We start from the raw sequence: 25,519 nt of genomic DNA on the forward strand, positions 1-25,519 counted from the left end.
ATTTTTACTTTTAAAAAGCAAAAAAACGAAGGGAGCGACTTGCTCGCTTCGTTTCTTTATTCAAAATTATTTGATTGCTGCTTCGATGGCTTTCCATGCTTCTTCTTTTCCTTGTTTGGTAATGGAAGAAAAAAGAATGAACGTATCAGCTGGATCAAAGGACAACGCTTTTTTGATCATACTTTCATGCTTATTCCATTTCCCACGAGGGATTTTGTCTGCTTTGGTGGCAACAACGATCACAGGGATCTCATAATACTTTAAAAATTCATACATCTGAACATCTTCTTGGGAAGGTGCATGGCGCAAATCTACCAAAGATACTACTGCTCGCAGCTGCTCTCTTTGTTCGAGGTACGTTTCAATCATTTTTCCCCATTTTGCTCGCTCGGTTTTTGATACTTTTGCATAGCCATAGCCAGGGACATCGACAAAATGCAGCGTATTTTCAATCAAATAAAAATTCAATGTTTGGGTTTTCCCCGGTTTTGACGAGGTTCGGGCTAAGTTTTTACGGTTAATCAATGTATTGATAAAGGAAGATTTACCGACATTGGAGCGCCCTGCTAAGGCAATCTCCGGTAAGGGTGTATCTGGGTATTGTGCTGGTGAAACAGCACTAATGACGATCTCAGCTTCATGTACTTTCATTGGATCGCTCCTTTTCATTTTTTTCAAAAAGAAAGCCGGATAGCAATGAAACTATCCGACTTGGTCTCGATTAGACTGCTTTTTTTGTCTCTTCATTGTAAATGATTTTTGGTTCGCCAAGTCCTTTCGCAGCTTCTTCCGTAATAGTGACTTTTTGAATCGACTCATCAGAAGGAACATTGAACATGACTTCCATCATGATATTTTCGATGATCGAACGTAATCCACGAGCACCGGTGTTTCGCTCAATTGCTTGCGCAGCAATCGCACGTAAAGCCTCTGGCTCAAATTCGAGTTCTGTGTCATCTAATGCCATCAATTTTTGATATTGTTTGACAAGGGCATTTTTTGGTTCAGTCAAAATATGCACTAAATCATCTACCGTCAATTTCTCTAAAGCAGCCATCACTGGCAAACGGCCGATAAATTCAGGGATCAAACCGAATTTAAGCAAATCTTCAGGAATGATCTGTTGCATCACGCTCTCGCCTTCTTCAAGACGTTTGTTGTTTGTACCAAACCCAATGGTTTTTTCACCTAAGCGGTTTTTAACAATTGTTTCGATCCCGTCAAACGCCCCACCAACGATAAAGAGAATATTGGTCGTATCGATTTGGATCATCTCTTGATGCGGATGTTTCCGTCCCCCTTGAGGCGGCACACTAGCAGTGGTTCCTTCTAGGATTTTCAGCAAAGCTTGCTGAACACCTTCACCGGAGACATCACGAGTAATCGATACATTTTCACTCTTACGGGCGATTTTATCGATCTCATCAATATAGATAATCCCTTTTTCAGCCATTTCTACATTATAATCAGCAGCTTGTAAAAGCTTCAAAAGAATATTTTCCACATCTTCACCGACATAGCCGGCTTCTGTTAAACTGGTTGCATCAGCGATTGCAAAAGGCACATTCAGTGAACGTGCTAGCGTTTGTGCCAAAAATGTTTTACCTGAACCTGTTGGTCCGATCAAGCAAATATTGCTTTTCTGTAACTCCACATCTTCAGCTGTCGTTTCTACATTGACGCGTTTGTAGTGATTATAAACCGCTACAGCCAATGTTCGTTTGGCACGATCTTGTCCAATCACATATTCATTGAGGACATTCAATAGTTCTTGCGGTTTCGGCACTTCGGTAAACTCCCGAACTGCTTCTTCGTAAAACTCTTCATCAATGATTTCTTTGCACAAATCAATGCACTCATTACAGATATAGACCCCAGGCCCTGCAACGATCTTTTTCACCTCTTCTTGCGTTTTTCCGCAAAAAGAACAACGAACAGCTTCATTACCGTTTGTATTATCGTACATACTGTTCACCCCTTGAAAATTTTCCAACCTATTTAAAGGAGTGGAATTTGGTTTACTAACTTTGCAGTCTTAAACAATCATATCATAACTTTTTTGAAAGAAAAAGTCATTTTTACTTTGCCTAACGTTTTCTTATCATTTGTTAGTAATTCCGAAATACCCCCTATTTACTCCCATGAAAAAACGGCCAACACCACTAGATGTTCGCCGTTTTTAGAGTTTTGCCTACGCTTCTTTTGCAGTACCTGTTACAAGTTCAACTGCTTTTTTCATTGTAATATCATGTTTCAACATGTCTTCTGTTAAGACGCGTTTGATTTGATCTACTGGCATATTGTAAGCTTCAGAAAGTTCTTTGATTTCTTTTTCGATATCTTCTTCTGTTGCTTCCAAACCTTCTTCTTTAGCGATCGCTTCAATGACAAGGTTTGTTTTCACGCGTGTTTCTGCTTCGCCTTCAAATTGTGTGTGAAGATCTGCTTCAGTTGAACCAGTTAATTGATAATACATTTCTGGTGAGATTCCTTGACGTTGCATATTGTTCAAGAACTCATCCATTGAACGGTGTACTTCATCATGTACCATTGAATGTGGTAATTCAACGATTTCTGCGTTTTCAACTGCTTGACGGATCGCAGCTTCATCTTTTGCATCTTCTGCTGCTTTTTCTTTTGTTTCAGTCAATTCAGCACGATATTTTTCTTTTAATTCAGCTAATGATTCAACGCTGTCATCAACGTCTTTTGCGAATTCATCATCTAATTCAGGAAGTTCTTTTGCTTTTACTTCGTGAACCGTTACTTTGAAGACTGCTTCTTTACCAGCTAAATCTTCTGCTTGATAATCTTCTGGGAAAGTCACGGTAACGTCTTTGCTATCGCCAGCTTTTGTTCCTACTAATTGTTCTTCAAAACCAGGGATGAATGAGTTTGAGCCAAGTTCAAGTGAGTAGTTTTCACCTTTGCCGCCTTCAAATGTTTCTTCTCCTAAGAAGCCTTCAAAGTCGATAACGACTGTGTCGCCATTTTCAGCTGCTTCGTCTTCTTTGATAACTAATTCAGCTTGTGCTTCTTGTTCGCGTTTGATGCGTGCATCAACGTCTTCTTCTGTTACTTCACGGTCTTGTTTTTCAACAGTTAAATCTTTGTAATCACCAAGTTTTACTTCAGGTTTTACAGTAACTTCTGCTTTGATTACCCAGTCTTGACCTTTTTCCATGCTGTCAACGTCGATTTTTGGTTGCGAAACCGGATCGATCCCTGCTTCTTTTACAGCAGCTTCATAAGCTTCTGGAAGAACAGCGTTCAATGCATCTTCATACAACGCTTCTTCGCCGTACATACGGTTAAATACTTGGCGTGAAACTTTCCCTTTACGGAAGCCAGGTACGTTAAGATTGCCTTTCACTTTATTGAATGCAGTCGTCAAGCCTTTTTGGATTTCCGCTTGAGCGATCGTAAATGTCAAAACACCATCATTGGTGCCTGTTTTTTCCCATTTTGCAGTCATTTATTTCCCTCCGAATATTAATTGATTTACATATGAAATAGCTTCATGCATACCTTTAAATAGTACACTAACGTTGTTTAATTGTAAACATTTTACCATGAAAGTTGCGAATTTTTCTTTCAGCGAATGCTCAAACGTAGGATATTGCGCAAGTGTCGTTTGCGTTCTTCTATTTCATTGTCTGCTTTTGGCTGTTCTTTTTCTTCAAATAACCCGCGATAATCTTCAATGTAGCTTGCCACCCATGCGTTTGCCTCTTCTTTTGCCGGTAAAAACGGGTAACTTATCGCTAAATGATCATCGATTTCTGCTGAGACACTTTCCGCTAAAATCGGGTCCTCTTGGGCGATCGTTTCTTCGATCGCTTTATGGATCGCTTTAACAGCGTCATCCTCCTGTAAAAGTTTCAATTCTTTCGGAACGATTTGCTGCATATTCCCAAGGTAATCGATTAGGTCAAAAGGTTCGTCCACTTCAAGACGCACGAGCTCATCCACTAATTTAGGTAGCAAATACGGATTTTTGATGGAAGCCAACGTGTCATGCATCAGCGAGATAAATTGTGATTTGGTAATAGCTTGGGTAAAAATGTGCCACTCTGTTGCACTCACCGGTTGATTGGCTTCATCTAATGCGCGTAAATGCTTGCGTTTCCCATGAAAATCTTCCAATCCTAAAATTTGTTGTACTTCTTCTACTTTAGCTAGTTCACTAGCCAACTGTTCCTGATAGCGTTTTGGAATTTTTGTTTTCTGACCTAATGTAAGCCAGCGCCGAGTTTTTAAGTATTGACCATCCAAGATCAGCAGATGACCAATTTGTAAAAAACCATCAGTTTGTTTCAAATAATCATCTAGATAGTCTTCCGCAAGATCTAACGCTTTGGCAAAATCATTCAGCTGTTGCAAGCATTCCACGAGCCATTGATTGATCTCAAAACTGGCGTTTTTTTGATAAAGTTCATTGTACAAACGAAAAGCCTGCAAAAACTCTTTTGACTGGTAGGCTTTTTCTGCCGCCAGACGAAGCCGCTCATTTGGTCCCGGGAAATCAATCGTCTCACCCATTCACGACCCCTCCTTTACTAATTGCTTGATCTGCTAGTTAGTTTTGTGCACCAATCATTACGTGATTGGCATCCACCTGTTTATTAAAGGCCTTGATCAAATTGATGGTTACCACACTTGTTTCTGCAAAATAATCCGCAGCCTGCTGCTTATTTTTATTAAAGACGATTGGTAAATAACCGAGATAAAAGAAAACATTGAATTGCAGCACATAGCGCCCGCAAAGTTCGCGGATCAAGACCGTTTGCCAACTGAGTTCTTCTTCTACAAAAGAAATAACGCGAATGCCAAAGAGCATTTTCCCAATAGTTTGGCCATGATTCAGCTTCGTCATCAGAACAAAATAGCCCAGATAGATCGCTAAGGCACAGACGTTGTAAAGTCCAAACCGCTGGTTAGTTGCCGTTAGATTCGCTAGATTATAGATACTGCCGATCGTTATTTGCGTGATTGCCCGGATCACTAGAAGATCCACTAAAAAAGCAAACAGACGTATCCAAAAACCGGCAAAAAAGTAGCTAGGAAAGTCATTAAAGAACCGTTTGTCTTCGGTCTGTTTTTCAGGTTCTTCAAAATGTTGCCACGCTTTTTGTCTTTCTTCGATTTCACTTTGGTTATACTCTTCTTCTTGAAAAGACGTCAAGACTTGTTGATAAAAATCATCGGGATGGTTTACTTGTGCGTTCTTCATCGCTTTGCTGGCGTTTACTGGTTCGGCTGTTTCTGAAACCTGCGCTTCAGTTCGTACATCCGTATGACCGGTTGACGGTGTGGAGGTTTCGCGCTGTTCCCTTTGATCGATTGATGTACTTGTGTGATTGTCATCTGTTGACGATGCGGCAGCGGAATACTTGTTTTTATCTGTCATAGTTATTCACCTCCATAGTAATAAAGAGGTTTAGGGGCATCGCTTGTTCCTAGGCTTTCCATCAATTGGATCACTCGTTCTGTATTTGATTCTTTTAGTCCTTGCAGTTCGGCTAAACTTGAACCTAACCAAGTAGAAGCAAATCCAGTAGATGAAACGTCATAGCTGAAAATCTCTGCATCTTCCAAGCCTAGATCTGCTTGCATTGCTGCTAATGTATCTTCAGGAAAACCGATTTCATCCACTAAGCCAACAGACACTGCTTGCTGACCATCATAGATGCGGCCATCAGCGATCTTTCTAACGGCTTCTTCTGTCATGCCGCGTCCTTCAGCCACAATTTTAACGAACCGACCATAAGCATTGTCGACATAGGTCTGCAAGACTTCTTTATCGGCTTCTGTTGGCTCTCTCGTTGCTGAACCTACATCTTTTAGTGCACCACTTTTATACGTATTGTCTTCGATCCCTAGCTTTTCGAATAAGCCGGCATAGTTGAGCCCCGACATGATCACTCCGATCGAACCGGTAATCGTTTCATCCGTTGCGAAAATTTTATCAGCACCTGCCGAAATATAATAACCGCCACTGGCTGCCATGTTTTTCATACTGACATACATCGGAATCCCTAACTCTTTGATTTTTGCTAATTCACGAGCAATCTCGGCACTTTCATAGACGCCGCCTCCTGGGGTATTGACTTCCATCAAGATGCCCCCAATAGTTGGATCTTCTTGGATCATCCGTAGTTCTTCTAAAAATCGCTGATGATCATAAGATTCTGTTGTGAATAAGCCGCCACTGGAGCTGCTGGCGATCGTTCCTTCTAAAGATAAGCGAACAATGCGATTGTCTTGATCTCCGGCAACTAACGTTGTCTCTTCGATCGCATTACTTCCGTAGAACAAAGCATTTAAACCTTGCAGCGTTTGAGTTTCCTCTTGCTCTGGACGATTTGTGATTACTGAAAAAACCCCCGAGCAGATAAATAACCCTGCTGCGATCGCCGCTGCGATCCATCTTCTTTTATTCATTTTCCCACCTAACTTTTCGCCTTTCCCATAATTTAGTATAGATTTTTGATGACGATCACTGCTTCTTCGTCACCAACCGCATCAAATTTCTCGCTTTTTTCAGCTAAGACGTAGCCGCCAAAAAATTCCTTTGTTAGTTCATCCTGGACTTTGAATGTTTGCGCGGTTTCCACGGTGACTGATCCGGGTAAAATTTCTTGCAAGCTGTCCCAGCCCGTATCCAACATGACCTTTGTTTCATCTGTGACATTAGGATCTTTTTCTATCGCAGCTACTATTTTCTTTAGCTCTGAAAAAGTCATACAATTTACAAATTCTGGCATTTCATTCCCTCACTTTCTTACTTTTTTATTGTAGCGAACTTAAAAAAAAAAGCATAGCTTTATGAGGAAATTTCTTGGGAATCTTATTCGACAAAGCTATGTCAGCTATTTTGATTCCCTTTAGACTGGTTCAAATCAACCTTACCAATAACTATACCAATTATTTTCATATAACTTACAGTTGACAGAAACAGGAATAAATATTATGATATTGCTTGTATTTCTATAAAATATTTCACAAGGAGGATAGATAGACCAATATGGATAGCGCCTGATCTGGAAACAGATGACGAGGAAAGAGTTTATCGAAACATTCGGCGGATGACTCTAGGGACTGCACTCTACAGGCAAGAACAAATCTCATCGTAAGATGATGACAAAGACTTGCTGCGCAGATAGAAATACATAATGCCAAACTAAATTTTTTGAAAGTAGGATTATCATTATGTGTGGAATTGTAGGAATCGTAGGAAAATCAAATGCAGAACGAATTATTTTAAACGGATTGGAACGCTTAGAGTATCGGGGCTATGACTCAGCAGGCCTTTATGTCGCTGATCGGACTTCGGATCATTTAGTGAAAGCCCAAGGAAGAATCAAAAACTTGGAAGAAAAAGTGACTTCTGAAGTAACAGGAACGATCGGTATCGGACATACCCGTTGGGCGACCCATGGCAAGCCATCAGAAATGAATGCTCATCCTCACACTTCGGCAAACCAAGCACTCGTTTTGGTTCATAATGGTGTGATCGAAAACTTTGAAGAGCTTCATCAAGAATATTTAAGCAACCACCAGTTTGAAGGTCAAACAGATACCGAAATCGTTGTTCATTTGATTGAAGTGTTGAAAGAGCAAGACAACAGCACGACCAAAGCGGCCTTTAAAAAAGCTTTGTCCTTGATTCGCGGCTCTTATGCCTTTGCTTTAGTAGAAAAAAAAGATCCAGAAACCATTTATGTTGCTAAAAATAAAAGTCCCTTATTGATCGGTTTGGGAGATGGATTTAATGTCATTTGCAGCGATGCCTTAGCAATGCTCGATCAAACGACTCATTTTGTTGAGATCGAAGATGGCGAAATGGTGACCGTAACAGCCGATGCGATCGAAATCGAAGATCCAAAAGGAAACCTTGTGTACCGTGAATCTTATGAAGCACAACTAGATCTGACTGACATCGAAAAAGGAACGTACCCTTACTACATGTTAAAAGAAATCGATGATCAACCAACCGTGATGCGCCGCTTGATCCAAGAATATCAAGGAGAATCCGGTGAAGTAGTAATCGATCCAGCGTTAAAAAACGAACTTTTAGCGAGCGATCGAATCTACATCATCGCATGTGGTACCAGTAATCATGCTGGTTGGGCAGCAAAATCCATTTTAGAAAAGCTAACACAGATCCCTGTTGAGGTTCACTTATCTAGTGAGTTTGGCTACAACATGCCATTGTTGTCAGCAAAACCCTTCTTCTTGTTCTTATCACAAAGTGGTGAAACGGCAGATAGCCGTCAAGTATTAGTGACGATCAACCAGTTAGGTCTTCCTAGTCTCACGATTACCAATGTTGCTGGTTCTACTCTTTCTCGAGAAGCGAACCATACCTTATTGCTTCATGCTGGTCCAGAAATCGCCGTTGCCTCTACAAAAGCATATACCGGACAGATCGCTGTCATGACCTTATTAGCAAAAGCCATTGGTGATGAAAAAGCTGTCCCTGAAGCATTGGATTTTGACGTGTTCCATGAACTAAGCATCGTTGCTTCTGCAATGGAGGCTTTAGTGGATGAAAAAGCTGTTATCAGTCAATTTGCTGAAGATTTTCTTTCCGAAACCCGTAATGCATTTTACATTGGTCGTGGGAATGATTACTATGTATCAATGGAAGCGGCATTGAAATTAAAAGAAATTTCTTATATCCAAGCGGAAGGCTTTGCGGCTGGTGAATTAAAACACGGCACCATCGCGTTGATCGAAGAAGGTACACCAGTGATCGGTGTGATCACGGAAGAAGTGACTGGCTCTCATACGCGAGGCAATTTGAAAGAAGTCGAATCTCGTGGGGCTCACACCCTTGTGATCGTTAGTCAAGAGTTAGCAAAAGCGACTGATCAAATCATTTTGCCAAATGTTCATCCATTGGTAACCAGCTTAGTGGCAGTCGTTCCAACACAGCTGCTGGCTTACTTTGCCACTTTACAACGCGGATTCGATGTTGATAAACCAAGAAACTTAGCAAAATCCGTTACCGTTGAATAGTTTTTTAAAAAACTGAAACCGAATTGGTTATCTTCTGTTTAATAAAAAGAACTCCTCGTTCGATGACTCGATCGTTCATAGGGGTTCTTTTTTCTTGTTTTCTACCCAACAAATCCGAAAAGACTTTTAAAAGCAACTATACTTCGCAAGGCTTGCCCACGGCGTGTTCCCTTTTAAGCGTTGTCGACAAATTCGTTGACAAGTTTCTCTAGTTCGCAAGTTGGCTTCTTGCTGGTAAGTAGACAAAAAAGACGACCAAAGAATATCTTTGATCGTCTTACTTCTTCATTTATTCCGCACCGATTTCTTCTCGAACGACCGCTGCGATTTTTTCAACATAGTAATCGACTTTTTCAATGGTTGGTGCTTCTGCCATCACCCGAAGCAATGGTTCTGTTCCTGAAGGACGAACCAAGATCCGGCCTTCACCGTTCATTTCTGCTTCTGTCTCTTCCACGATTTTACGGATAGCTGGAACATCCATCGCACCATTTTTATCTGTCACTCGAATGTTGACAAGTTTTTGTGGATAGATCGTTACCTCTCCTGCTAATTCCGACAGTTTCTTGCCCGTTTGTTTCATGATATTCAATAGTTGAATTCCTGATAGTAAACCGTCACCTGTCGTATTGAAATCCAAGAAAATCATATGCCCTGATTGCTCGCCACCGAAATTATAATCGTTTTTACGCATTTCTTCTACGACATAACGGTCACCGACTTGTGTGATCACATCTTTCAGACCAATTGCTTCCACTGCTTTGTGGAACCCTAAATTGCTCATGACTGTTGTAACGATCGTTCCTTGGTTCAAGCGTTTTTGTTCTGCTAAATATTTTGCACAGATATACATGATCTTATCGCCATCAACGATATTTCCTAGTTCATCAACTGCGATGACCCGATCGCCATCTCCATCAAATGCAAGACCAGCATCGGCCCCTTTTTCAACGACGAATTCGGCTAATGGTTCGGGGTGAGTCGAACCAACACCATCATTGATGTTCAACCCATCTGGGGAAGTTCCCATTGTGAAGAATTCTGTTTCTAGATCGGCAAACAAACGATTAACGCTTGTAGCTGTTGCGCCATTTGCTGCATCGACACAAACCGTGATCCCTTCTAAATCGTCAGGAATTGTTTGACGTAGAAATTGAGAGTATTTCAATAACCCTTCTGGGAACTCATCCACCGTTCCTAAGCCATCGGCAGAAGGTCGAGGAAGTGTATCTTCCGGCGCATCAAGCAATGCTTCAATTTCAGCTTCTTGTTCATCGACTAATTTAAAGCCATCATTTCCGAAGAACTTGATCCCATTGTCTTGTGCAGGATTGTGAGAGGCAGAGATCATCACACCTGCGCTTGCTTTTTGTACTTTCGTCAAGTATGCCACTCCTGGTGTGGAAATAACGCCTAATTGAAATACCTCGATCCCAACGGATAACAAACCAGCAATCAATGCGCTTTCTAGCATTTGTCCAGAAATTCGTGTGTCTCGCCCAACCAATACGCGAGGACGACGGTCTCCGGTTTCATGTTGACTTAGTACATAGCCGCCGTAACGCCCCAATTTAAATGCTAACTCAGGTGTCAATTCCTTGTTAGCTTCTCCTCTAACACCATCAGTACCAAAATATTTTCCCATTTTAATAACCTCTCTTATTCATTCTCTACAGTCAAACGACTAAGAACTACTTGTCGTCGTGCTGCTTGCGGAATTCTCTGTTTGTTCGTTCGTCGTGTCGTCTGTTGAAGAGTTGTCTTGAGAATTCTCACTATTCACTGCTTCATTGCTATCATTGTTTGATTGATTCTCCGTAGTAGCTTCTGCAACCGGTGTGATTTGGATCGTCACGACCGTTGGATTGATTGTTGTCCCCTCAGGCACTGGAATGGTTACTGTCCGTTCCGTCGTTGTCGTGATCTCACTAACGTCCACCGGCACACCGATCTGTTGGGTTTCATCCAAGATACTTTGTGGTCCTGTCAGAACGGCACTGATACTACTCATGCGATAAATGTAATGGGAGATCCCGTCTGGAGTTGTCCCTTGTTGTGTAACAAACAATTCAATTTCTTTGCTTGGAGCCTCCATCACCAATGCAACATCTACCGAATCAGGATCCGCGATGATCGCTAATGGATTGTTGTCGCTATCCCAGGCTTCGATGGTTCCATTGACAGTGATCGAATCCCCAGTGATATCATCTGGATTTACGATCGCTACCACTCGGTCGATTTCAGCTAATGTTTGATCGCCAGTTGTGATTTCTACTTTCTGCGGATCGACACTCATTGAATCGACGCCGTAACCACTCGTTGCTCCGTCAGTGGAGATGACGGGTTCAACGGTAAACGTTTGGGTCACTTTTTTCTCGATCGTCACAGTGACTGTTTTTGGTTCGATTTCAGCTGTGACGCTTGAACTAAGATTTTTTACTTCTAAAGGGACCTCATGGGTTCCTTCATCGAGCCCAGTCAAATCAGCTACGACTCGAAAGCTCCGTGTTTCCTCACTACGTTCTGCATTCAATTGTACCCGATTTCGACTAGATAAAGTCACATCCACTGTTGTTTCAAATCCTTGGATGAAGTATTCATCCGTGTCGTAGGTGGTCTGAATCGGTACATTTTCGATCTCTTCCTCATAAGGATTTGATGTTCCCGCAAGATTGACTTGCAGGCTTGATCCGCTGGCGATGAAAAACAAAACCAGACTAAAGAACAGCGCTAGTATACCATAAAATACGTTTTGACGACGCTCTTTCTTGATCATTTTCTTCCTCCTTTGTTGACCCCTTCAAAGAAAGATTGCAGCAAGTTGCGTTTGCCAGGTTTTTCTTCCGGAACTAATTCGCGATTCAACACGTCGAGATACTCTTGGCGAGAAAGTTCAGTCAGCATGCGATTATTTAGCGTAATACTAACGTCGCCGGTTTCTTCTGAGACGATAATGGTCAATGCGTCACTGACTTCTGATATCCCAACAGCTGCTCTATGACGTGTCCCGAATTCTTTCGGAATCAGTGGACTTTCTGACAATGGCAAGTAGGCACTAGCAACAGCGATCTTATCATCTCTTAAAATGACTGCACCATCATGCAGCGGTGTATTAGGAATAAAAATATTGATCAGTAGTTCGCCCGTCACATCCGCATCTAAGGGAATCCCAGTTTCGATGTATTCTTCTAAACCAGTCGTCCGCTCGATCGTGATCAATGCACCGATCTTTCGTTTTGCCATATATTGAACAGCTTTGTCCAGTGCTTGGACCAAAACTTCATCCCGCCGTTTTTCGTTTTTAGAAGTCTTGAAGAAAGAGCTGCGTCCAAGATGCTCTAGCCCCCGTCGAATTTCTGGTTGGAAAATAACAATTGCGGCGATCACCCCATAAGTAATGACTTGATCCATCAACCAAGATAGCGTCTTTAATCCTACGATACCAGCCAAAAACCTTAGAACAATGAACAGTCCGACTCCTTTGAACAACTGGATCGCTTTTGTCCCTCGCACAAGCTGGATAAGCTTATAAACCAAATACCAAACAACGATCACATCTAAAACATTTACTAAAAAAGACCAAGAAAATATATCAAATGAGAGCAATTCTCTCCAATAATCTAAATTAAAAAAATCCCTGAAATTTATCAACATAAACAGCCTTCCTTTATTCTTAAGACTTCAGATAATAGTATAACATAGGACCTCTTCAAAGATTTGAAAAAAAACAAATTTATGAAAAAGTTTTGAAAAAATAATCAGCTCTTTTATTTAGTTTACCATTATCATGAAATCATTGTTTGTCAAAGGTCTTAGAAGATTTCATCTAAAAGAGCTTCTTGCACGCATTTCATAGGAAAAACAACAAACGACCCTGAAAAAACGTGATAAAGCGTTTTTCCAGGGTCGTTCCTCAGCTAGCGATTATTCTTGCTGACGACGTTTTGCGCGCGCTGCACGCCGTGCTGCTCTTTCAGCGAGCTGTTCTTCGCTTAACGGCTGTTTTTCTCTTCGCACACGCTCCGTTTTTACTGCCATTGGTTGTTCTGTATCAGTACTTACATTTTTTTCAAGCTTTGCTCGAATTTTTTCTTCTTGACCTGCTAAGCGGGCATAGTTATAGAAACGAGTTTTCGCATCTGAAACGGTTTTTTCAAACAAGGCTTCCGCCGCATTGGGATTGGCAGACTGCAAGGAAGCAAATCGGACTTGGGTCTGCATAAAGGCAGGCATTTGATCAAATGCTGGCTTTTTGAAATCGAGCGTCATTGGCTGTTTCCCATTTTCTGCCAACAGCGGGTTATAGCGGTAGAGACTCCAATACCCTGATGCAACTGCTTCTTGCGCTTCTTTCAAGGATTGACGCATTCCGCCAGCAAGACCGTGAGTGATACATGGCGTATAGGCAATGATGATTGACGGTCCCGGGAACCGCTCGGCTTCTTCAAAGGCTTTGATCGTTTGCATTTGATTAGCACCAGATGCGATTTGTGCGACGTAGACATGTCCGTAGGTCATCGCCATCATTCCTAAATCTTTTTTGGAAACAAACTTGCCACTAGCAGCGAATTTAGCAATAGCCGAAGTTGGTGTCGCTTTGGAGACTTGCCCCCCCGTATTGGAATAAACTTCATTATCTAACACAAGAATATTGACATCTGCACCAGAAGCGAGAACATGATCGATACCGCCAAACCCAATATCATATGCCCAGCCATCGCCACCTATCATCCATTGGCTTGGCTTAACAAACAAATCTTTTTCCTGCAGAATTTTGTTCAGCTGAGGTGTCGTGGAAGCCTCAGCTTCTAAGGCGGCGATCAATTTTGCTGCTCGCTGCTGTGTCCCAGCACTTTCTTCTCGATGAAGGTCCCAATCATCAATCAAAGCCTGCAATTCTTCTGATACAGCGGCTTTCAATGACTGCAACTGAGCTGCTAATTTCTCCCGTCGGGTTTGGTTGGCTAAGAACATGCCATAGCCATATTCGGCATTGTCTTCAAACAGCGAGTTTGACCAAGCTGGACCCTGTCCTAAGTGATTGGTTGTATAAGGGGATACTGGTGAGGTTCCACCCCAAATCGAAGAGCAGCCGGTCGCATTGGCGATCATCATGCGATCACCAAACATTTGGGTCAGAAGTTTGACATAAGGGGTTTCCCCACAGCCCGCACAAGCACCAGAGAACTCCAATAAGGGCTTATTGAATTGGGAGCCCAAAACAGTTCCTGGTTTTGCTGGATTTTCCTTTTGGCGTAAAGTCATCGCAAAAGCCCAATTTAAAGCTTGCTCTTTTTGTTCTTCGTAAGGACGCATCGTCAAGGCTTTCCCTTTGGCGGGACATGCCTCCACACAAAGGCCGCAACCTGTACAATCTTCAACGGAAACTTGAATTCGATATTTTTGGCCGTTCGCTCCTCGCATCTCTCTGACGATAAAGCCTTCCGGTGCTTCGGTTAATTCATCTTCATCTGCCAAAAACGGGCGGATCGCCGCATGAGGACAGACGAAGGCACACTCATTGCACATGGTACAGCGATCTGATAGCCACTCAGGCACTTCAACAGCGATGCCCCGCTTCTCAACCGCTGTTGTCCCGACAGGGATCACCCCTTCAGTCATTTGGTTCCTTACGAGGGTGCCGACGGATAGTTGATTGCCTTCTTGACGGTTGATGGGTTCCACGATTTCCCGCACAAATTGTGTCATAGCAGTGGATGTCCTTTCCGGCACTTCGATTGTTGCCCACTCGCTTGGAACAGGGATTTCTTGTAATAATTCGATGGTGCGATCAATGGCTGCTTGGTTCTTTTCAACGATCGCCATCGATTTGTGCCGATAACTTTTCAGCGCCTCTTCTTTTAAAATCGGCAAGATTTCCTCGGTCGGAATGATGTTTGCCAAGTAAAAGAAGGCTGTTTCCATCGCGGTATTGATCCGCCCACCTAAGCCAACTTCCATTGCCAACTGCATGGCGTTGATGGTATAAAAACGGATCTCGTTTTCAGCAAGATAACGTTTCATCTTCTTCGGTAGATTATTTAAAATTTGCTCTTGTGACCAGGTCGTATTTAATAAAAAGGTTCCGCCTTTTTTGAGTCCTTTCAGCAAATCATACGTATGCAAATACGCAGGCGTATGACATGCAACGAAATCCGCGTGTTCGATCAGATAGGTAGAACGAATGGGGGTATCCCCAAATCGCAGATGGGAAACCGTTAGACCACCAGATTTTTTCGAATCATAGTGGAAATAGCCTTGCACATATTTTTCGGTATGGTCACCGATGATTTTGATTGCTGACTTATTCGCCCCAACGGTCCCATCAGAGCCGAATCCCCAGAATTTCGCTTGGAAGGTGGATGGATCAGTTAGATCTAGCGTGCCTTTTGAGGGCAACGACAATTGCGTCACATCATCCGTGATCCCAATGGTGAAGCGTTTCTTTTGGCTCGCTTTTGGCTTAATCAATTCGTCATAAACGGCAACGATTTGATCAGGCGTCACATCTTTTGACCCAAGACCATAGCGTCCACCAATGATCGTCGGCCGAATCGCTGCATCATACATGGCACTTTGCACATCCAAAAGCAAAGACTCTCCGTTGGCACCAGGTTCTTTGCTGCGATCCAATACAGCGATACTTTTGACGGTAGCAGGCATTTTTTCTAAGAAGACTTCTAATGGGAATGGTCGATACAGATGGATCGACAAGACTCCCACCTTGCGTCCAGAAGCGCACAAATGATCCACCGTTTGCTGGATCGTTTGCGTTGAGGACCCCATCGAAACGATAACTTCTTCGGCGTCCGCAGCACCATAATAGTCCACTAAATCATAGTTGGTTCCTCTTAAAGCATTGATTTTCTTCATGTAAAAACGAACGATCTCAGGCAATGTTTGATAGTGCTGATTGATCGTTTCCCGCTGTTGAAAATGGATATCAGGATTTTGATTCGTCCCACTCGTTGTTGGGTGATTCGGATTCATCGCTTTTTGACGAAAAGCAGCCAACTTTTCATGATTAACCAGTTGTGCGAGTTCTTCATAGTCCAGCACCTCGATTTTTTGAATCTCGTGACTGGTTCGGAAACCATCAAAAAAGTTTAAAAATGGAATGTTGGCTTCAATTGCTGCTAAATGAGCGACTGGCGCTAAATCCATTACTTCTTGAACACTGCTTTCCGCTAGCATAGCAAAGCCTGTTTGTCGAGTGGCCATTACGTCGGTATGATCTCCGAAAATATTCAAGGCATTGGTTGTTACTGCTCGGCTGGCGACATGAAAGACGCCTGGCAGCATTTCCCCAGCAATCTTGTACATATTTGGTACCATTAACAAAAGTCCCTGAGATGCCGTATAGGTCGTCGTTAAGGCACCGGTTTTTAATGAGCCGTGAACCACACCCGCCGCCCCTGCTTCAGATTGCATTTCAACCACTTTCACCGGCTGCCCAAAAAGATTATGCTTTCCCTGAGCAGACCACTGATCCACTAATTCAGCCATGGTTGAACTAGGGGTTATCGGATAGATCGCCGCAAGTTCCGTAAAGGCATAGGAAATATAGGCAGCTGCCGTATTGCCATCCATTGTTTTTCTTTTTCTCATCTATATAACTTCCTTTAATCATCATTTTGCACAATAAAACACAATTCATTATAGCTGAAAATCAAGGAATATAAAAGCACCGGCTGGGTAATTTTCTTTATTTCGTGAAACGAAATACATAGTATTTAGCTAATTTCCCTCCTCATTTCACAGACTCGGATCAAAAGACCTGAGGCTTTTCTTTCAGTAGAAACTTCGGTAAACTAAAAGAAAAAGGAGGAATCTTAATGGATATTTCAATCATCAAAGCACAAGAAACAAATGCGGTAACAGGGATACATATCGGAGACCCTTCCGCTAAACCGATCGTCGAATTTATGAATTTGCGTTGTCCTTATTGTCGGCAATGGTTTGAGGAATCGTTACCGATCTTAAGTGAAGCTGTCACAGCTGGGAAACTACGCCGTGTCATCAAATTATTCGACAAAGAAAAAGAATCATTGCAACGAGGCAATGTGATGCATCGGTTTGTTTCCAGTACAGATCCTCAGGCAACGATCGCTGAGATTACAAAAATTTATCAAACACAAGACGAATGGGGTCATTTATCTTTAAATGAAGTGGCAGAATATGCGAAAAATACCTTAGGGCTATCTGAACAAAATCATCCTGCGATCGCCGGAGAAATTGTGGAAGAAGCGAAAAACGCCAACATTCAATTTGTGCCAACGATTATCTTAGATGGGCACATTTTTGATGAATCGATCACTGCTGAGGAATTAACTGCATTGATCAATGAGTAACCACAAATAAAAGAGCAGGAGCAGATTTGACGCGAACATCCACGTCAAATCTGCTCCTGCTCTTTTGATTCATTTTTATTCCATTCGACTAGCTGACTTGTTCACGAAGATGATCGGCAAATTCGTTGATTTTTCGAATGCGATGATTGATCCCTGATTTCGAGATCGCTCCTGATGGAATCATTTCTCCTAGCTCTTTCAAGCTGACCTCGGGATGTTCCAAACGTAATTCGGCGATTTCTTGCAGCTTTTCAGGTAGAGCTTGCAAGCCAACTCGATCTTGAATAAACTCGATATTGTCGATCTGCTTCGAAGCAGCATCGATCGTTTTGTTCATATTGGCGGTTTCACAATTCACCAAACGGTTGACTGAGTTACGCATGTCTCGCACGATCCGCACGTCCTCGAATTTCAACATGGAATTGGTGGCGCCGATCAGAGTCAAAAAATCAGCGATTTTCTCAGCGCCTTTCAAGTAAGAAATATACCCATTTCTACGTTCTAATGCACGGGCATTCAAACCATATGCGTTTAGCATATCGCAAATATCTTGGTTATGCTCCTCGTAGATGGAATAAATCTCTAAGTGATAGCGGCTAGTTTCTGGATTGTTGATCGATCCTGATGCCATGAAAGCCCCTCGTAAATAGGAACGCATTTTTTGAGTATTGCCCATGATCTCATCAGAAACATGGCTTTGAAACATCAGCCCGTCCATGATATCTAAGTCCAAAAGCACGCGCTTTGTCTCTTGCTTCAAACGAACGATGTAGACGTTGTTCTTTTTTAATTTCATTTTGCGACGGACCAGCAACTCGCTGCGCACGTCGTAATGATCTTTTAGTAAAGAGTAGATGCGTCTGGCAATCGCCGCGTTTTCTGTTTGAACGTTTAAAACAAATTGCTGGTTGTTGATACTTAATGACCCATTCATCCGAATCAAAGCTGCCAGTTCTGCCTTGGCATGTTCGCGATGAACTTCTAATGCAGTCAATTCTTTTTTTACTTCTGCTGCAAAGGACATTAAAAAATCCCTCCTTTCTTAGATTTTGGCCCCGTAAACGATACGTAGAAGTTCTTCAATCACTTTATCTCCGTCATGAAAAACTCCGCCATCTCTAAGCTCCAGAAAGTCAGCTGAAATGACACGGCTGGCTTCTTCTCGCAGTCCTTGGAAATCGTGTTTCACTTGTACAAGATATTCATCATAAATCTCTGGGTCCATATATCCTTCTGGAACTTTCTCGGTGTTGACTAACACCGTATCAATAAAGGGTTTGCCTAAATGCTTATGCAAGACTCGCACATGGTCGGCATCACTAAAGTGTTCGGTTTCACCTTTTTGGGTCATGATATTACAAATATAAACCGTTTCAGCTTGTGTTTCCAACATTGCTTGGCCGATCTCGCTGATCATGAGATTGGGCAAAATACTAGTAAAGAGACTACCAGGACCCAAGACGATCATATCTGCCTCCATAATTGAAGAAACAACTTTACGAGCTGCTTTCGGCTCATCATTATTTTCTTGATTACGAACAAAGACCCGTTCGATCGTTTTGCGATCAACCGCGATTTTGGACTCGCCTACCGCTTCGGTGCCGTCTTTAAAAACAGCGTGCAACACCAATGGCAGATCTGAGGAAGGATATACTCGTCCATCGATATGCATGATTTTCGACAAAATTTGAATGGCTTCATAGGTACTGCTACGCATTTCAGCAATCGCCGCAATAATCAAGTTCCCAAGGGCATGATTGGCTAAAAATTTGTCTTCCGCTTTAAAACGGTATTGAAAAATATCATTATATAATTGCGGCATATCAGATAGAGCCGCCAGAACATTGCGCAGATCCCCCGGTGGTGAAATAGAGGAAACCAAATTGCGGATCTCGCCGCTGCTACCGCCATCATCAGCGACCGTAACGATCGCTGTGATGTCGACACCTTGATTCCGCAAGCTCTTCAGGATGACTGGTAACCCAGTTCCGCCACCTACCACAACGATCTTCGGCTTTCTGATCCGGTACGTTTTCATTTTCATGAACGATTCACCGTCTCTTTGCGCTTATCTTTGTCGCGATGAGTAATATTGACGCGATAGTCTTCTGCCAAAACCGCCCCGATGCGCTCCGATAATGCAACCGAACGGTGTTGACCCCCAGTACAGCCGATAGCCACCGTCAAGCTGCTTTTACCTTCCTTGACATAGCCTGGCATGATCGTTTGCAACAGTGTACTAAATTGCTGATAGAATTCTTCCGTTTCTGGAAAAGACATGACGTAATCATACACGGGTTCATCTTTACCCGTTAAAGGACGCAACTCTGGAATGTAATGGGGATTCGGTAAGAAACGAACATCCATCACGATATCAGCATCGATCGGCAAGCCATACTTGAAGCCAAACGAAAGTATTTCAATACGAAACCCTGTCTCATGAGAAGCACGAAATTCTTGATTGATTTTTTCTCTCAGTTGCCGAGGGGTCAACGTCGTTGTGTCGATAACAATACTGGCGCGCGTCTTCAAATCGTTTAAGATCGCTCGCTCTTTGCGAATGCCTTCCGTAACTAAGCCATCCATCGCTAATGGATGTGCTCTTCTCGTTTCCTTATATCTTGACACCAATTCATTGTCCGATGCATCTAAAAAGAGCATCCGTGTGTCGATAAAATTCGTGTTTTCAATATCGATCAGCATACTTTGGATTTCTTCAAAAAACGATCTTGAACGCAGATCGACAACTAAGGCAATTTTTGTCACTTTTCCTGATTCTTTGATCAGTTCCCAAAATTTAGGGATCAAGCTTGGGGGCATATTGTCGATACAAAAGTACCCCATATCTTCAAAACTCTGGATCGCGACCGTTTTGCCGGCTCCGCTCATCCCAGTAATAATGACCAATTCTAAATGATCCACTTCAGTCATAGGTAAAACTCCTTTCTGAAACAACTCTATTATATCATGCCGGGCGTATCATTGGAACACCGGCATAAAAAAAGACGTTAGCTCAAAAAATGCCGCTAACGTCGCTATCAGCTTTAGATTGCTTGGCGATTTGCCAATGCTTTTTCAATCGTCCGATCAACTAAAATGGATTGGGCATCCACGACTGGATAAGGATTGTCAGTCACAAATTCATCCATCAAGGATAACTCGGTACATCCAAGTACTACGCTTTCACAGCCGATGCGTTCGGTGACTTCTTCCAGTATCTCAAAGTAAAGTTCTTGATCCAGATGATCATTTTCTTTGATTCGATCATAGATCAATGTATTGACCTTTTTTTGGATCGCTGGCTCTGGGAGATAGACATCAAGTCCCAACTGGCGCAATTCTTTCTCATAGATGCCGGCTTTGACACTGCCTTCTGTCCCAAGAAAGGCCACTTTTCCAGTGACGCCTTTTTCAAAAACGACTTTCGCTGCCTCACGAGGCATATGCAAAATCTCAATCTCAGTAGCCGCTTGCAACTCATCAAAAAAATAATGCGCTGTGTTACAAGTCAACACAATAAAATTTGGCTTTAATAAATTTTGTTTTTCGATGTCGTCCATTAAATAAGGAACAGGGTTTTCTAACGTATTGTCTAAAATATATGCCGTCCGATCCGGTACTGTCGCATGATTGAATAAAACATAGTTCAAGTAATCTTGGTCTTTATGGGTCTGTGTCCGTCGGTTTAAAATGCGGACGAAACTTTCCGTCGCTAACGTTCCCATGCCGCCTAAAATACTAAAAAAATTCTCCATCTTCTAGCCTTCTTTCGTATGGAAATACGTTTTGAATCGTTTGTTGTATAGATGGAACATTCTCTTTAACAGAATCCAACGCTTCAGAGATAAGTCTTCTTTATAAAAGACGGTCGTTCCCCAGCGATTTTCTGCTAATAATTTTTTTGCTCGTTCTTTCGCAGGATTTTCTTTTGCATAAGTCAAGAAGATGTTTTTTGGTACCCCTAGCCATAATTTCGCTTCTGGCGCGTCAGCTTTGCCATAAACCGTTTCTGTATAAGGTTTTTCGAAGACTAAATCTTCAGTGATAAACTTTGCCAAATTCAATCCGCTTAAGGTAATAAAGAAACTGCTTCTTCCTTGACGCAAGTTGATTTCAAATAGTTTATATTGCCCGTCTCGCGCATCATATTTCAAGTCAAAATTGGCAAATCCAACATACTCGATCTCTTTTAAAAACTTACGGATCATTTGATAAATTTGATCATTTTCGTCTGGAATGATCACTACGTAATTCCCAACAGCTCCAGGGGTTGGGTCTTCTAGTAAAGGATGACCTAAGCCCATCACGCGAACTTCGTGATTCTCATCAACATAGGCATTTAAAACCCGCATGTTGCTGTCATCACCGGGAATAAAATCTTGGACGATCATTTCATATTGATAACCCGCTTGATAAATGCGAGAAACGATTTCTTCAAATTCTATTCGATTATCAATAATAAAGGCTTTTTTGCGTCCTTCAAAATCAACTGACAGCCATGCTACACTATTTGCCGGTTTCAAAGCCACAGGAAAATCAAAAGGCAGCTCTCCTTTGAACGTTCCTTCCGTCAACAGTTCAGGCGTTAAAATGAAGGTCTTAGGATAAGGCAAGCCATATTCCTCGCAGACTTCGTAAAAGCTTACTTTGTTGATCAACCGTTTTAGTAAAGAATAATCGTTAGCGATAAAGGTATAATAGGGCTTCAATTCTTCTTTATGCTTCGCTAACAGTTCCGCATAACCATCGCCGCAAGGAATCAACAAATATTTCATCGCAGGATCGTTGTAAGTATTTTTTCCTAACTTGATCAACGTTTCAGTGAATCCGGGATCATGGTCAAAACCTTCCACTTGATTGATTTTTACAATTTTACTAAAGCGGGTTGGCGCAAGTTCGGCGCCTGCATAGGCAACTGATTGAATACCATATGCTTCGTGGAACGCTCTGGCCATACCATAAACATTCATATCGCTTCCTAATAATATGGGAAGAAAATTTTCCTGACTCATCAAAAATCACTCTCTCTTTTGAATACGAAAAACGACCTCTCTCGTTTCGTTTAATTACAATAGCATTATAATACCACAAAGAAAAAAGCAATCAAAGTATCTATCTTTGATTGCTTTCTCCCACTTTGAACGGATAGAACTTATAGGCAGTTTATTCAATGCGAATATACGTATACCTATTGCTATTCTAACAAATAAAATTTTGATTTCAAGCCCTTATCATGAAATTTGCAGATATTTCACGCTTCCTTAAACTTTAGCGAAACCTATTGACAGACAAGTGAAAAAGTGAGTGCTTTTTCATCTGCTTAAAGGACTTTTTTCAAATAATGACCGGTGTAGCTGTCTGAAACCGCAGCAATTTCTTCTGGTGTACCAGTTGCAATGATCGTGCCACCGCCTTCGCCACCTTCTGGACCTAGGTCAATCACATGGTCCGCTGATTTGATGACATCCAAGTTGTGTTCGATCACTAAAACGGTGTTGCCAGCGTCGACAAATCGTTCCAAAACTTTCAACAAACGGGCAATATCATCCGTATGCAGACCAGTCGTCGGTTCATCTAAGATATAAAAACTCTTGCCATTGGAATTTTTGTGCAGTTCACTGGCAAGCTTCATCCGTTGCGCTTCCCCACCAGACAAAGTAGTCGCTGGTTGTCCCATAGTGACATAACCTAAACCGACATCGACGATCGTTTGCAATTTTCGATGGATTTTGGGAATATGTTGGAAAAATTCCACTGCATCTTCCACGGTCATATCTAAGATTTCCGAAATGTTTTTTCCTTTGTAATGAACTTCTAACGTTTCTGAGTTATAACGTTTGCCATGACAAACCTCACAAGGTACGTAGACATCAGGTAAGAAGTGCATCTCGATCTTGATGATTCCGTCCCCTTTACATGCTTCACAGCGTCCACCTTTTACATTAAAACTAAAGCGTCCTTTTTTATAACCACGGACTTTCGCCTCATTGGTTTTAGCAAATAAATCACGAATGTCATCAAAGACACTGGTATATGTTGCCGGATTGCTTCGAGGTGTCCGACCAATCGGGCTCTGATCGATATCGATCAATTTCTCAATAGCTTCATAACCAGTAATGGTTTTAAAGCGGCCAGGTTTGTTCGAATTCCGATTGATTTTTTGCGCCAAGGCTTTTTTCAAAATTTCATTGACTAATGTTGATTTACCAGAGCCAGAGACCCCTGTAACTGCGACGAACTTTCCTAATGGAAAATCGACCGAAATGTTTTTCAAGTTATTCTCGGAGGCACCGGTCACACGAATCTTTTCACCATTGCCTTTGCGGCGTTCCGTCGGTGTTGGGATTTCTCGTTTTCCAGATAAGTATTGACCTGTTAAAGAAGACTCATTGGCAGCGACTTCATCGGGAGTGCCTGCAGCGACGATCTCGCCACCTGCATGTCCTGCACCCGGACCGACATCGATCAAGTAGTCTGCTGCCCGCATCGTGTCTTCGTCATGCTCAACGACAATCAGGGTATTCCCGAGATCACGCATTTTCCGCAATGAATCTAGCAAGCGATCATTGTCTCGTTGGTGAAGACCGATCGATGGCTCATCAAGAATGTAAAGCACCCCAGACAGATTGGAGCCGATTTGTGTTGCCAAGCGAATTCGTTGCGCTTCCCCACCAGAGAGTGTGCCTGACGCACGACTCAAGGTCAAATAGTCCAATCCGACATTTTTTAAGAAGCTTAAACGATCATCGACTTCTTTCACGATCGGACGTGCAATCATTTGCTCTTGTTCCGTTAGTTTCAATTCTTCGACAAAGTTCAAGGCATTGTTGATCGCCATCTCACTCATTTCACCAATATGCTTCCCATTGACTTGCACGCACAGCGCTTGAGGGTTCAAGCGATAGCCATGACAGGTTTTACAAGTCAACTCTGTCATGTACAAACGCATTTGATCACGGGTAAAATCAGAGTTGGTTTCATGATAACGGCGTTTGATATTTGGTAAGATCCCTTCAAAAGCGACCTCAACATCACGCACCCCACCAAAATCATTCTCATAATGGAAATGGAACATCTCCCCATTCGAACCATTCAAGATAATATCTCTGTGTTCTTCTGGCAATTCTTCAAATGGTGTGTCCATATCGATATTGAATTCTTGACAGGCTTGTTCCAGCATTTGCGGATAATATTGTGAACTGATTGGATTCCATGGCAATAGTGCGCCTTCACGCAACGTTTTGCTTTGATCGGGAATCACTAAGTCGACATCGACTTCTAGCTTCACGCCAAGACCATCACAGTCTGGACAAGCACCAAAAGGCGCGTTGAATGAAAAGAGGCGTGGTTCTAATTCTCCAACCGTAAAACCGCAATAAGGACAAGAATAATGTTCACTGAAGAGCATTTCTTTTTGGCCGATCACATCGACTACCGCATAGCCGTCCGCTAACCGTAATGCCGCTTCAAAAGAATCAAACAGGCGTGAACGTATGCCTTCCTTCACAACAATCCGGTCGATGATGATGGCAATATCGTGCTTTTTATTTTTTTCTAATTCAGGCGCTTCAGAAACATCATAGACTTCACCGTCTACGCGCATCCTTACATAGCCTTCTCTTTGGATACGTTCGAAGACTTTTTTGTGCTGCCCTTTCTTTTGGTAAACGATCGGTGCCAACAATTGGATCTTGGTGCGTTCTGGTAATGCCAAAACTTCATCCACCATCTGCTCAACCGACTGACTAGTGATCTCGATGTGATCATTTGGACAAATCGGGTGACCGATTCTAGCGTAAAGAAGCCGCAGATAATCATTGATTTCAGTAACCGTCCCTACTGTTGATCGCGGGTTCTTGCTGGTGGTTTTTTGATCGATAGAAATCGCTGGACTAAGTCCATCAATGCTATCTACGTCTGGTTTATCCATTTGACCTAAAAACTGACGGGCATACGCCGATAGACTTTCTACATATCGGCGTTGTCCTTCGGCATACAACGTATCAAAAGCTAAGGAACTTTTCCCTGAACCCGAAAGACCAGTAACAACAACGAGTTGGTCTCTGGGAATCGTCACATCGATATTTTTTAAATTATGGGCCCGTGCCCCATGGATCACGATTTTATCATTTGCCATAGTGTTT

Annotated in this window: 19 protein-coding genes; 2 read left to right on the forward strand and 17 right to left on the reverse strand. The window is 42.3% G+C overall.

Going from position 1 to position 25,519, the window contains the following annotated elements; translation table 11 throughout:
• Nucleotides 1–66 precede the first annotated feature (66 nt).
• From yihA to A5882_RS14305, 7 genes are all read right to left on the reverse strand, one after another.
• On the reverse strand, nt 67–651 hold the full coding sequence (yihA, locus tag A5882_RS14275) for a ribosome biogenesis GTP-binding protein YihA/YsxC (RefSeq protein WP_008382206.1): 585 nt from the start codon (nt 649–651) through the stop codon (nt 67–69).
• Nucleotides 652–721: 70 nt separating this feature from the next.
• Nucleotides 722–1,966: an ATP-dependent Clp protease ATP-binding subunit ClpX gene (gene clpX, locus A5882_RS14280; RefSeq protein WP_005235713.1), complete on the reverse strand. Its 1,245-nt coding sequence runs from the start codon at nt 1,964–1,966 to the stop codon at nt 722–724.
• 225 nt (nt 1,967–2,191) lie between these two features.
• Nucleotides 2,192–3,475, reverse strand: a complete 1,284-nt coding sequence (gene tig / locus A5882_RS14285; protein WP_005235710.1) for a trigger factor — start codon at nt 3,473–3,475, stop codon at nt 2,192–2,194.
• 119 nt (nt 3,476–3,594) lie between these two features.
• Nucleotides 3,595–4,542, reverse strand: a complete 948-nt coding sequence (locus A5882_RS14290) for a hypothetical protein (RefSeq protein WP_086332412.1) — start codon at nt 4,540–4,542, stop codon at nt 3,595–3,597.
• Nucleotides 4,543–4,579: 37 nt separating this feature from the next.
• Nucleotides 4,580–5,410: an RDD family protein gene (locus A5882_RS14295; RefSeq protein WP_086332413.1), complete on the reverse strand. Its 831-nt coding sequence runs from the start codon at nt 5,408–5,410 to the stop codon at nt 4,580–4,582.
• A gap of 2 nt (nt 5,411–5,412) precedes the next feature.
• Nucleotides 5,413–6,444 carry a signal peptide peptidase SppA gene (gene sppA / locus A5882_RS14300; RefSeq protein WP_005235703.1) on the reverse strand — a complete coding sequence of 344 codons (1,032 nt, stop codon included), beginning with the start codon at nt 6,442–6,444 and terminating at the stop codon, nt 5,413–5,415.
• A 32-nt stretch (nt 6,445–6,476) separates the two neighbouring features.
• Nucleotides 6,477–6,767 (reverse strand): hypothetical protein, encoded by a 291-nt coding sequence (locus A5882_RS14305; protein WP_005235701.1) that lies wholly within the window; start codon nt 6,765–6,767, stop codon nt 6,477–6,479.
• A gap of 445 nt (nt 6,768–7,212) precedes the next feature.
• Between A5882_RS14305 and glmS the strand changes: the two genes are divergently transcribed.
• A complete protein-coding gene (gene glmS, locus A5882_RS14310) occupies nt 7,213–9,024 on the forward strand; it encodes a glutamine--fructose-6-phosphate transaminase (isomerizing) (RefSeq protein ID WP_008382201.1) in 1,812 nt (603 codons plus the stop codon).
• Between the two features lie 289 nt (nt 9,025–9,313).
• Here glmS and glmM read toward each other — a convergent pair whose 3' ends face one another.
• From glmM to nifJ, 4 genes are all read right to left on the reverse strand, one after another.
• A complete protein-coding gene (glmM, locus tag A5882_RS14315; RefSeq protein WP_016620049.1) occupies nt 9,314–10,669 on the reverse strand; it encodes a phosphoglucosamine mutase in 1,356 nt (451 codons plus the stop codon).
• 39 nt (nt 10,670–10,708) lie between these two features.
• Nucleotides 10,709–11,800, reverse strand: a complete 1,092-nt coding sequence (locus A5882_RS14320) for a YbbR-like domain-containing protein (protein ID WP_016620048.1) — start codon at nt 11,798–11,800, stop codon at nt 10,709–10,711.
• On the reverse strand, nt 11,797–12,678 hold the full coding sequence (cdaA, locus tag A5882_RS14325; protein WP_005235688.1) for a diadenylate cyclase CdaA: 882 nt from the start codon (nt 12,676–12,678) through the stop codon (nt 11,797–11,799). Before cdaA ends, A5882_RS14320 begins: the two co-directional genes overlap by 4 nt.
• A gap of 270 nt (nt 12,679–12,948) precedes the next feature.
• Nucleotides 12,949–16,632, reverse strand: a complete 3,684-nt coding sequence (gene nifJ, locus A5882_RS14330) for a pyruvate:ferredoxin (flavodoxin) oxidoreductase (protein WP_086373008.1) — start codon at nt 16,630–16,632, stop codon at nt 12,949–12,951.
• A gap of 227 nt (nt 16,633–16,859) precedes the next feature.
• On the opposite strand from nifJ, the gene A5882_RS14335 reads away from it, so the two are divergent.
• Nucleotides 16,860–17,375, forward strand: a complete 516-nt coding sequence (locus A5882_RS14335) for a DsbA family protein (protein ID WP_016611872.1) — start codon at nt 16,860–16,862, stop codon at nt 17,373–17,375.
• Between the two features lie 88 nt (nt 17,376–17,463).
• Here the strand turns inward: A5882_RS14335 and whiA are convergent, their stop codons facing one another.
• From whiA to uvrA, 6 genes are all read right to left on the reverse strand, one after another.
• Nucleotides 17,464–18,399, reverse strand: coding sequence for a DNA-binding protein WhiA (whiA, locus tag A5882_RS14340; RefSeq protein ID WP_005235679.1), 936 nt, complete (start codon nt 18,397–18,399; stop codon nt 17,464–17,466).
• Nucleotides 18,400–18,417: 18 nt separating this feature from the next.
• The gene (yvcK, locus tag A5882_RS14345; RefSeq protein WP_008382192.1) at nt 18,418–19,419 is read right to left on the reverse strand and encodes a YvcK family protein; all 1,002 of its coding nucleotides are present in this window, start codon (nt 19,417–19,419) and stop codon (nt 18,418–18,420) included.
• Nucleotides 19,416–20,306: an RNase adapter RapZ gene (gene rapZ, locus A5882_RS14350; protein ID WP_005235675.1), complete on the reverse strand. Its 891-nt coding sequence runs from the start codon at nt 20,304–20,306 to the stop codon at nt 19,416–19,418. The genes yvcK and rapZ overlap by 4 nt, the downstream gene beginning before the upstream one ends.
• Before the next feature lie 113 nt (nt 20,307–20,419).
• Nucleotides 20,420–21,130: an amino acid racemase gene (locus tag A5882_RS14355; RefSeq protein WP_005235674.1), complete on the reverse strand. Its 711-nt coding sequence runs from the start codon at nt 21,128–21,130 to the stop codon at nt 20,420–20,422.
• 3 nt (nt 21,131–21,133) lie between these two features.
• A complete protein-coding gene (locus tag A5882_RS14360; protein ID WP_086373009.1) occupies nt 21,134–22,387 on the reverse strand; it encodes a carboxylate--amine ligase in 1,254 nt (417 codons plus the stop codon).
• A 308-nt stretch (nt 22,388–22,695) separates the two neighbouring features.
• Nucleotides 22,696–25,512: an excinuclease ABC subunit UvrA gene (gene uvrA / locus A5882_RS14365; RefSeq protein ID WP_086299388.1), complete on the reverse strand. Its 2,817-nt coding sequence runs from the start codon at nt 25,510–25,512 to the stop codon at nt 22,696–22,698.
• Nucleotides 25,513–25,519: the final 7 nt, after the last annotated feature.

It is taken from the genome of Enterococcus sp. 4E1_DIV0656 (assembly GCF_002140695.1).
Classification (GTDB): Bacteria; Bacillota; Bacilli; order Lactobacillales; family Enterococcaceae; genus Enterococcus_D; species Enterococcus_D entomosocium.

What these genes read in the sequence shown, in the direction of transcription:
- nifJ (WP_086373008.1), bottom strand. Translation starts at nt 16,632, where the DNA reads ATGAGAAAAAGAAAAACAATGGATGGCAATACGGCAGCTGCCTATATT.
- sppA (WP_005235703.1), bottom strand. Translation starts at nt 6,444, where the DNA reads ATGAATAAAAGAAGATGGATCGCAGCGGCGATCGCAGCAGGGTTATTT.
- clpX (WP_005235713.1), bottom strand. Translation starts at nt 1,966, where the DNA reads ATGTACGATAATACAAACGGTAATGAAGCTGTTCGTTGTTCTTTTTGC.
- whiA (WP_005235679.1), bottom strand. Translation starts at nt 18,399, where the DNA reads ATGTCCTTTGCAGCAGAAGTAAAAAAAGAATTGACTGCATTAGAAGTT.
- uvrA (WP_086299388.1), bottom strand. Translation starts at nt 25,512, where the DNA reads ATGGCAAATGATAAAATCGTGATCCATGGGGCACGGGCCCATAATTTA.
- tig (WP_005235710.1), bottom strand. Translation starts at nt 3,475, where the DNA reads ATGACTGCAAAATGGGAAAAAACAGGCACCAATGATGGTGTTTTGACA.
- cdaA (WP_005235688.1), bottom strand. Translation starts at nt 12,678, where the DNA reads ATGTTGATAAATTTCAGGGATTTTTTTAATTTAGATTATTGGAGAGAA.
- A5882_RS14335 (WP_016611872.1), top strand. Translation starts at nt 16,860, where the DNA reads ATGGATATTTCAATCATCAAAGCACAAGAAACAAATGCGGTAACAGGG.
- glmS (WP_008382201.1), top strand. Translation starts at nt 7,213, where the DNA reads ATGTGTGGAATTGTAGGAATCGTAGGAAAATCAAATGCAGAACGAATT.
- rapZ (WP_005235675.1), bottom strand. Translation starts at nt 20,306, where the DNA reads ATGACTGAAGTGGATCATTTAGAATTGGTCATTATTACTGGGATGAGC.
- A5882_RS14305 (WP_005235701.1), bottom strand. Translation starts at nt 6,767, where the DNA reads ATGCCAGAATTTGTAAATTGTATGACTTTTTCAGAGCTAAAGAAAATA.
- A5882_RS14360 (WP_086373009.1), bottom strand. Translation starts at nt 22,387, where the DNA reads ATGAGTCAGGAAAATTTTCTTCCCATATTATTAGGAAGCGATATGAAT.
- A5882_RS14295 (WP_086332413.1), bottom strand. Translation starts at nt 5,410, where the DNA reads ATGACAGATAAAAACAAGTATTCCGCTGCCGCATCGTCAACAGATGAC.
- A5882_RS14290 (WP_086332412.1), bottom strand. Translation starts at nt 4,542, where the DNA reads ATGGGTGAGACGATTGATTTCCCGGGACCAAATGAGCGGCTTCGTCTG.
- yihA (WP_008382206.1), bottom strand. Translation starts at nt 651, where the DNA reads ATGAAAGTACATGAAGCTGAGATCGTCATTAGTGCTGTTTCACCAGCA.
- A5882_RS14320 (WP_016620048.1), bottom strand. Translation starts at nt 11,800, where the DNA reads ATGATCAAGAAAGAGCGTCGTCAAAACGTATTTTATGGTATACTAGCG.
- glmM (WP_016620049.1), bottom strand. Translation starts at nt 10,669, where the DNA reads ATGGGAAAATATTTTGGTACTGATGGTGTTAGAGGAGAAGCTAACAAG.
- A5882_RS14355 (WP_005235674.1), bottom strand. Translation starts at nt 21,130, where the DNA reads ATGGAGAATTTTTTTAGTATTTTAGGCGGCATGGGAACGTTAGCGACG.
- yvcK (WP_008382192.1), bottom strand. Translation starts at nt 19,419, where the DNA reads ATGAAAATGAAAACGTACCGGATCAGAAAGCCGAAGATCGTTGTGGTA.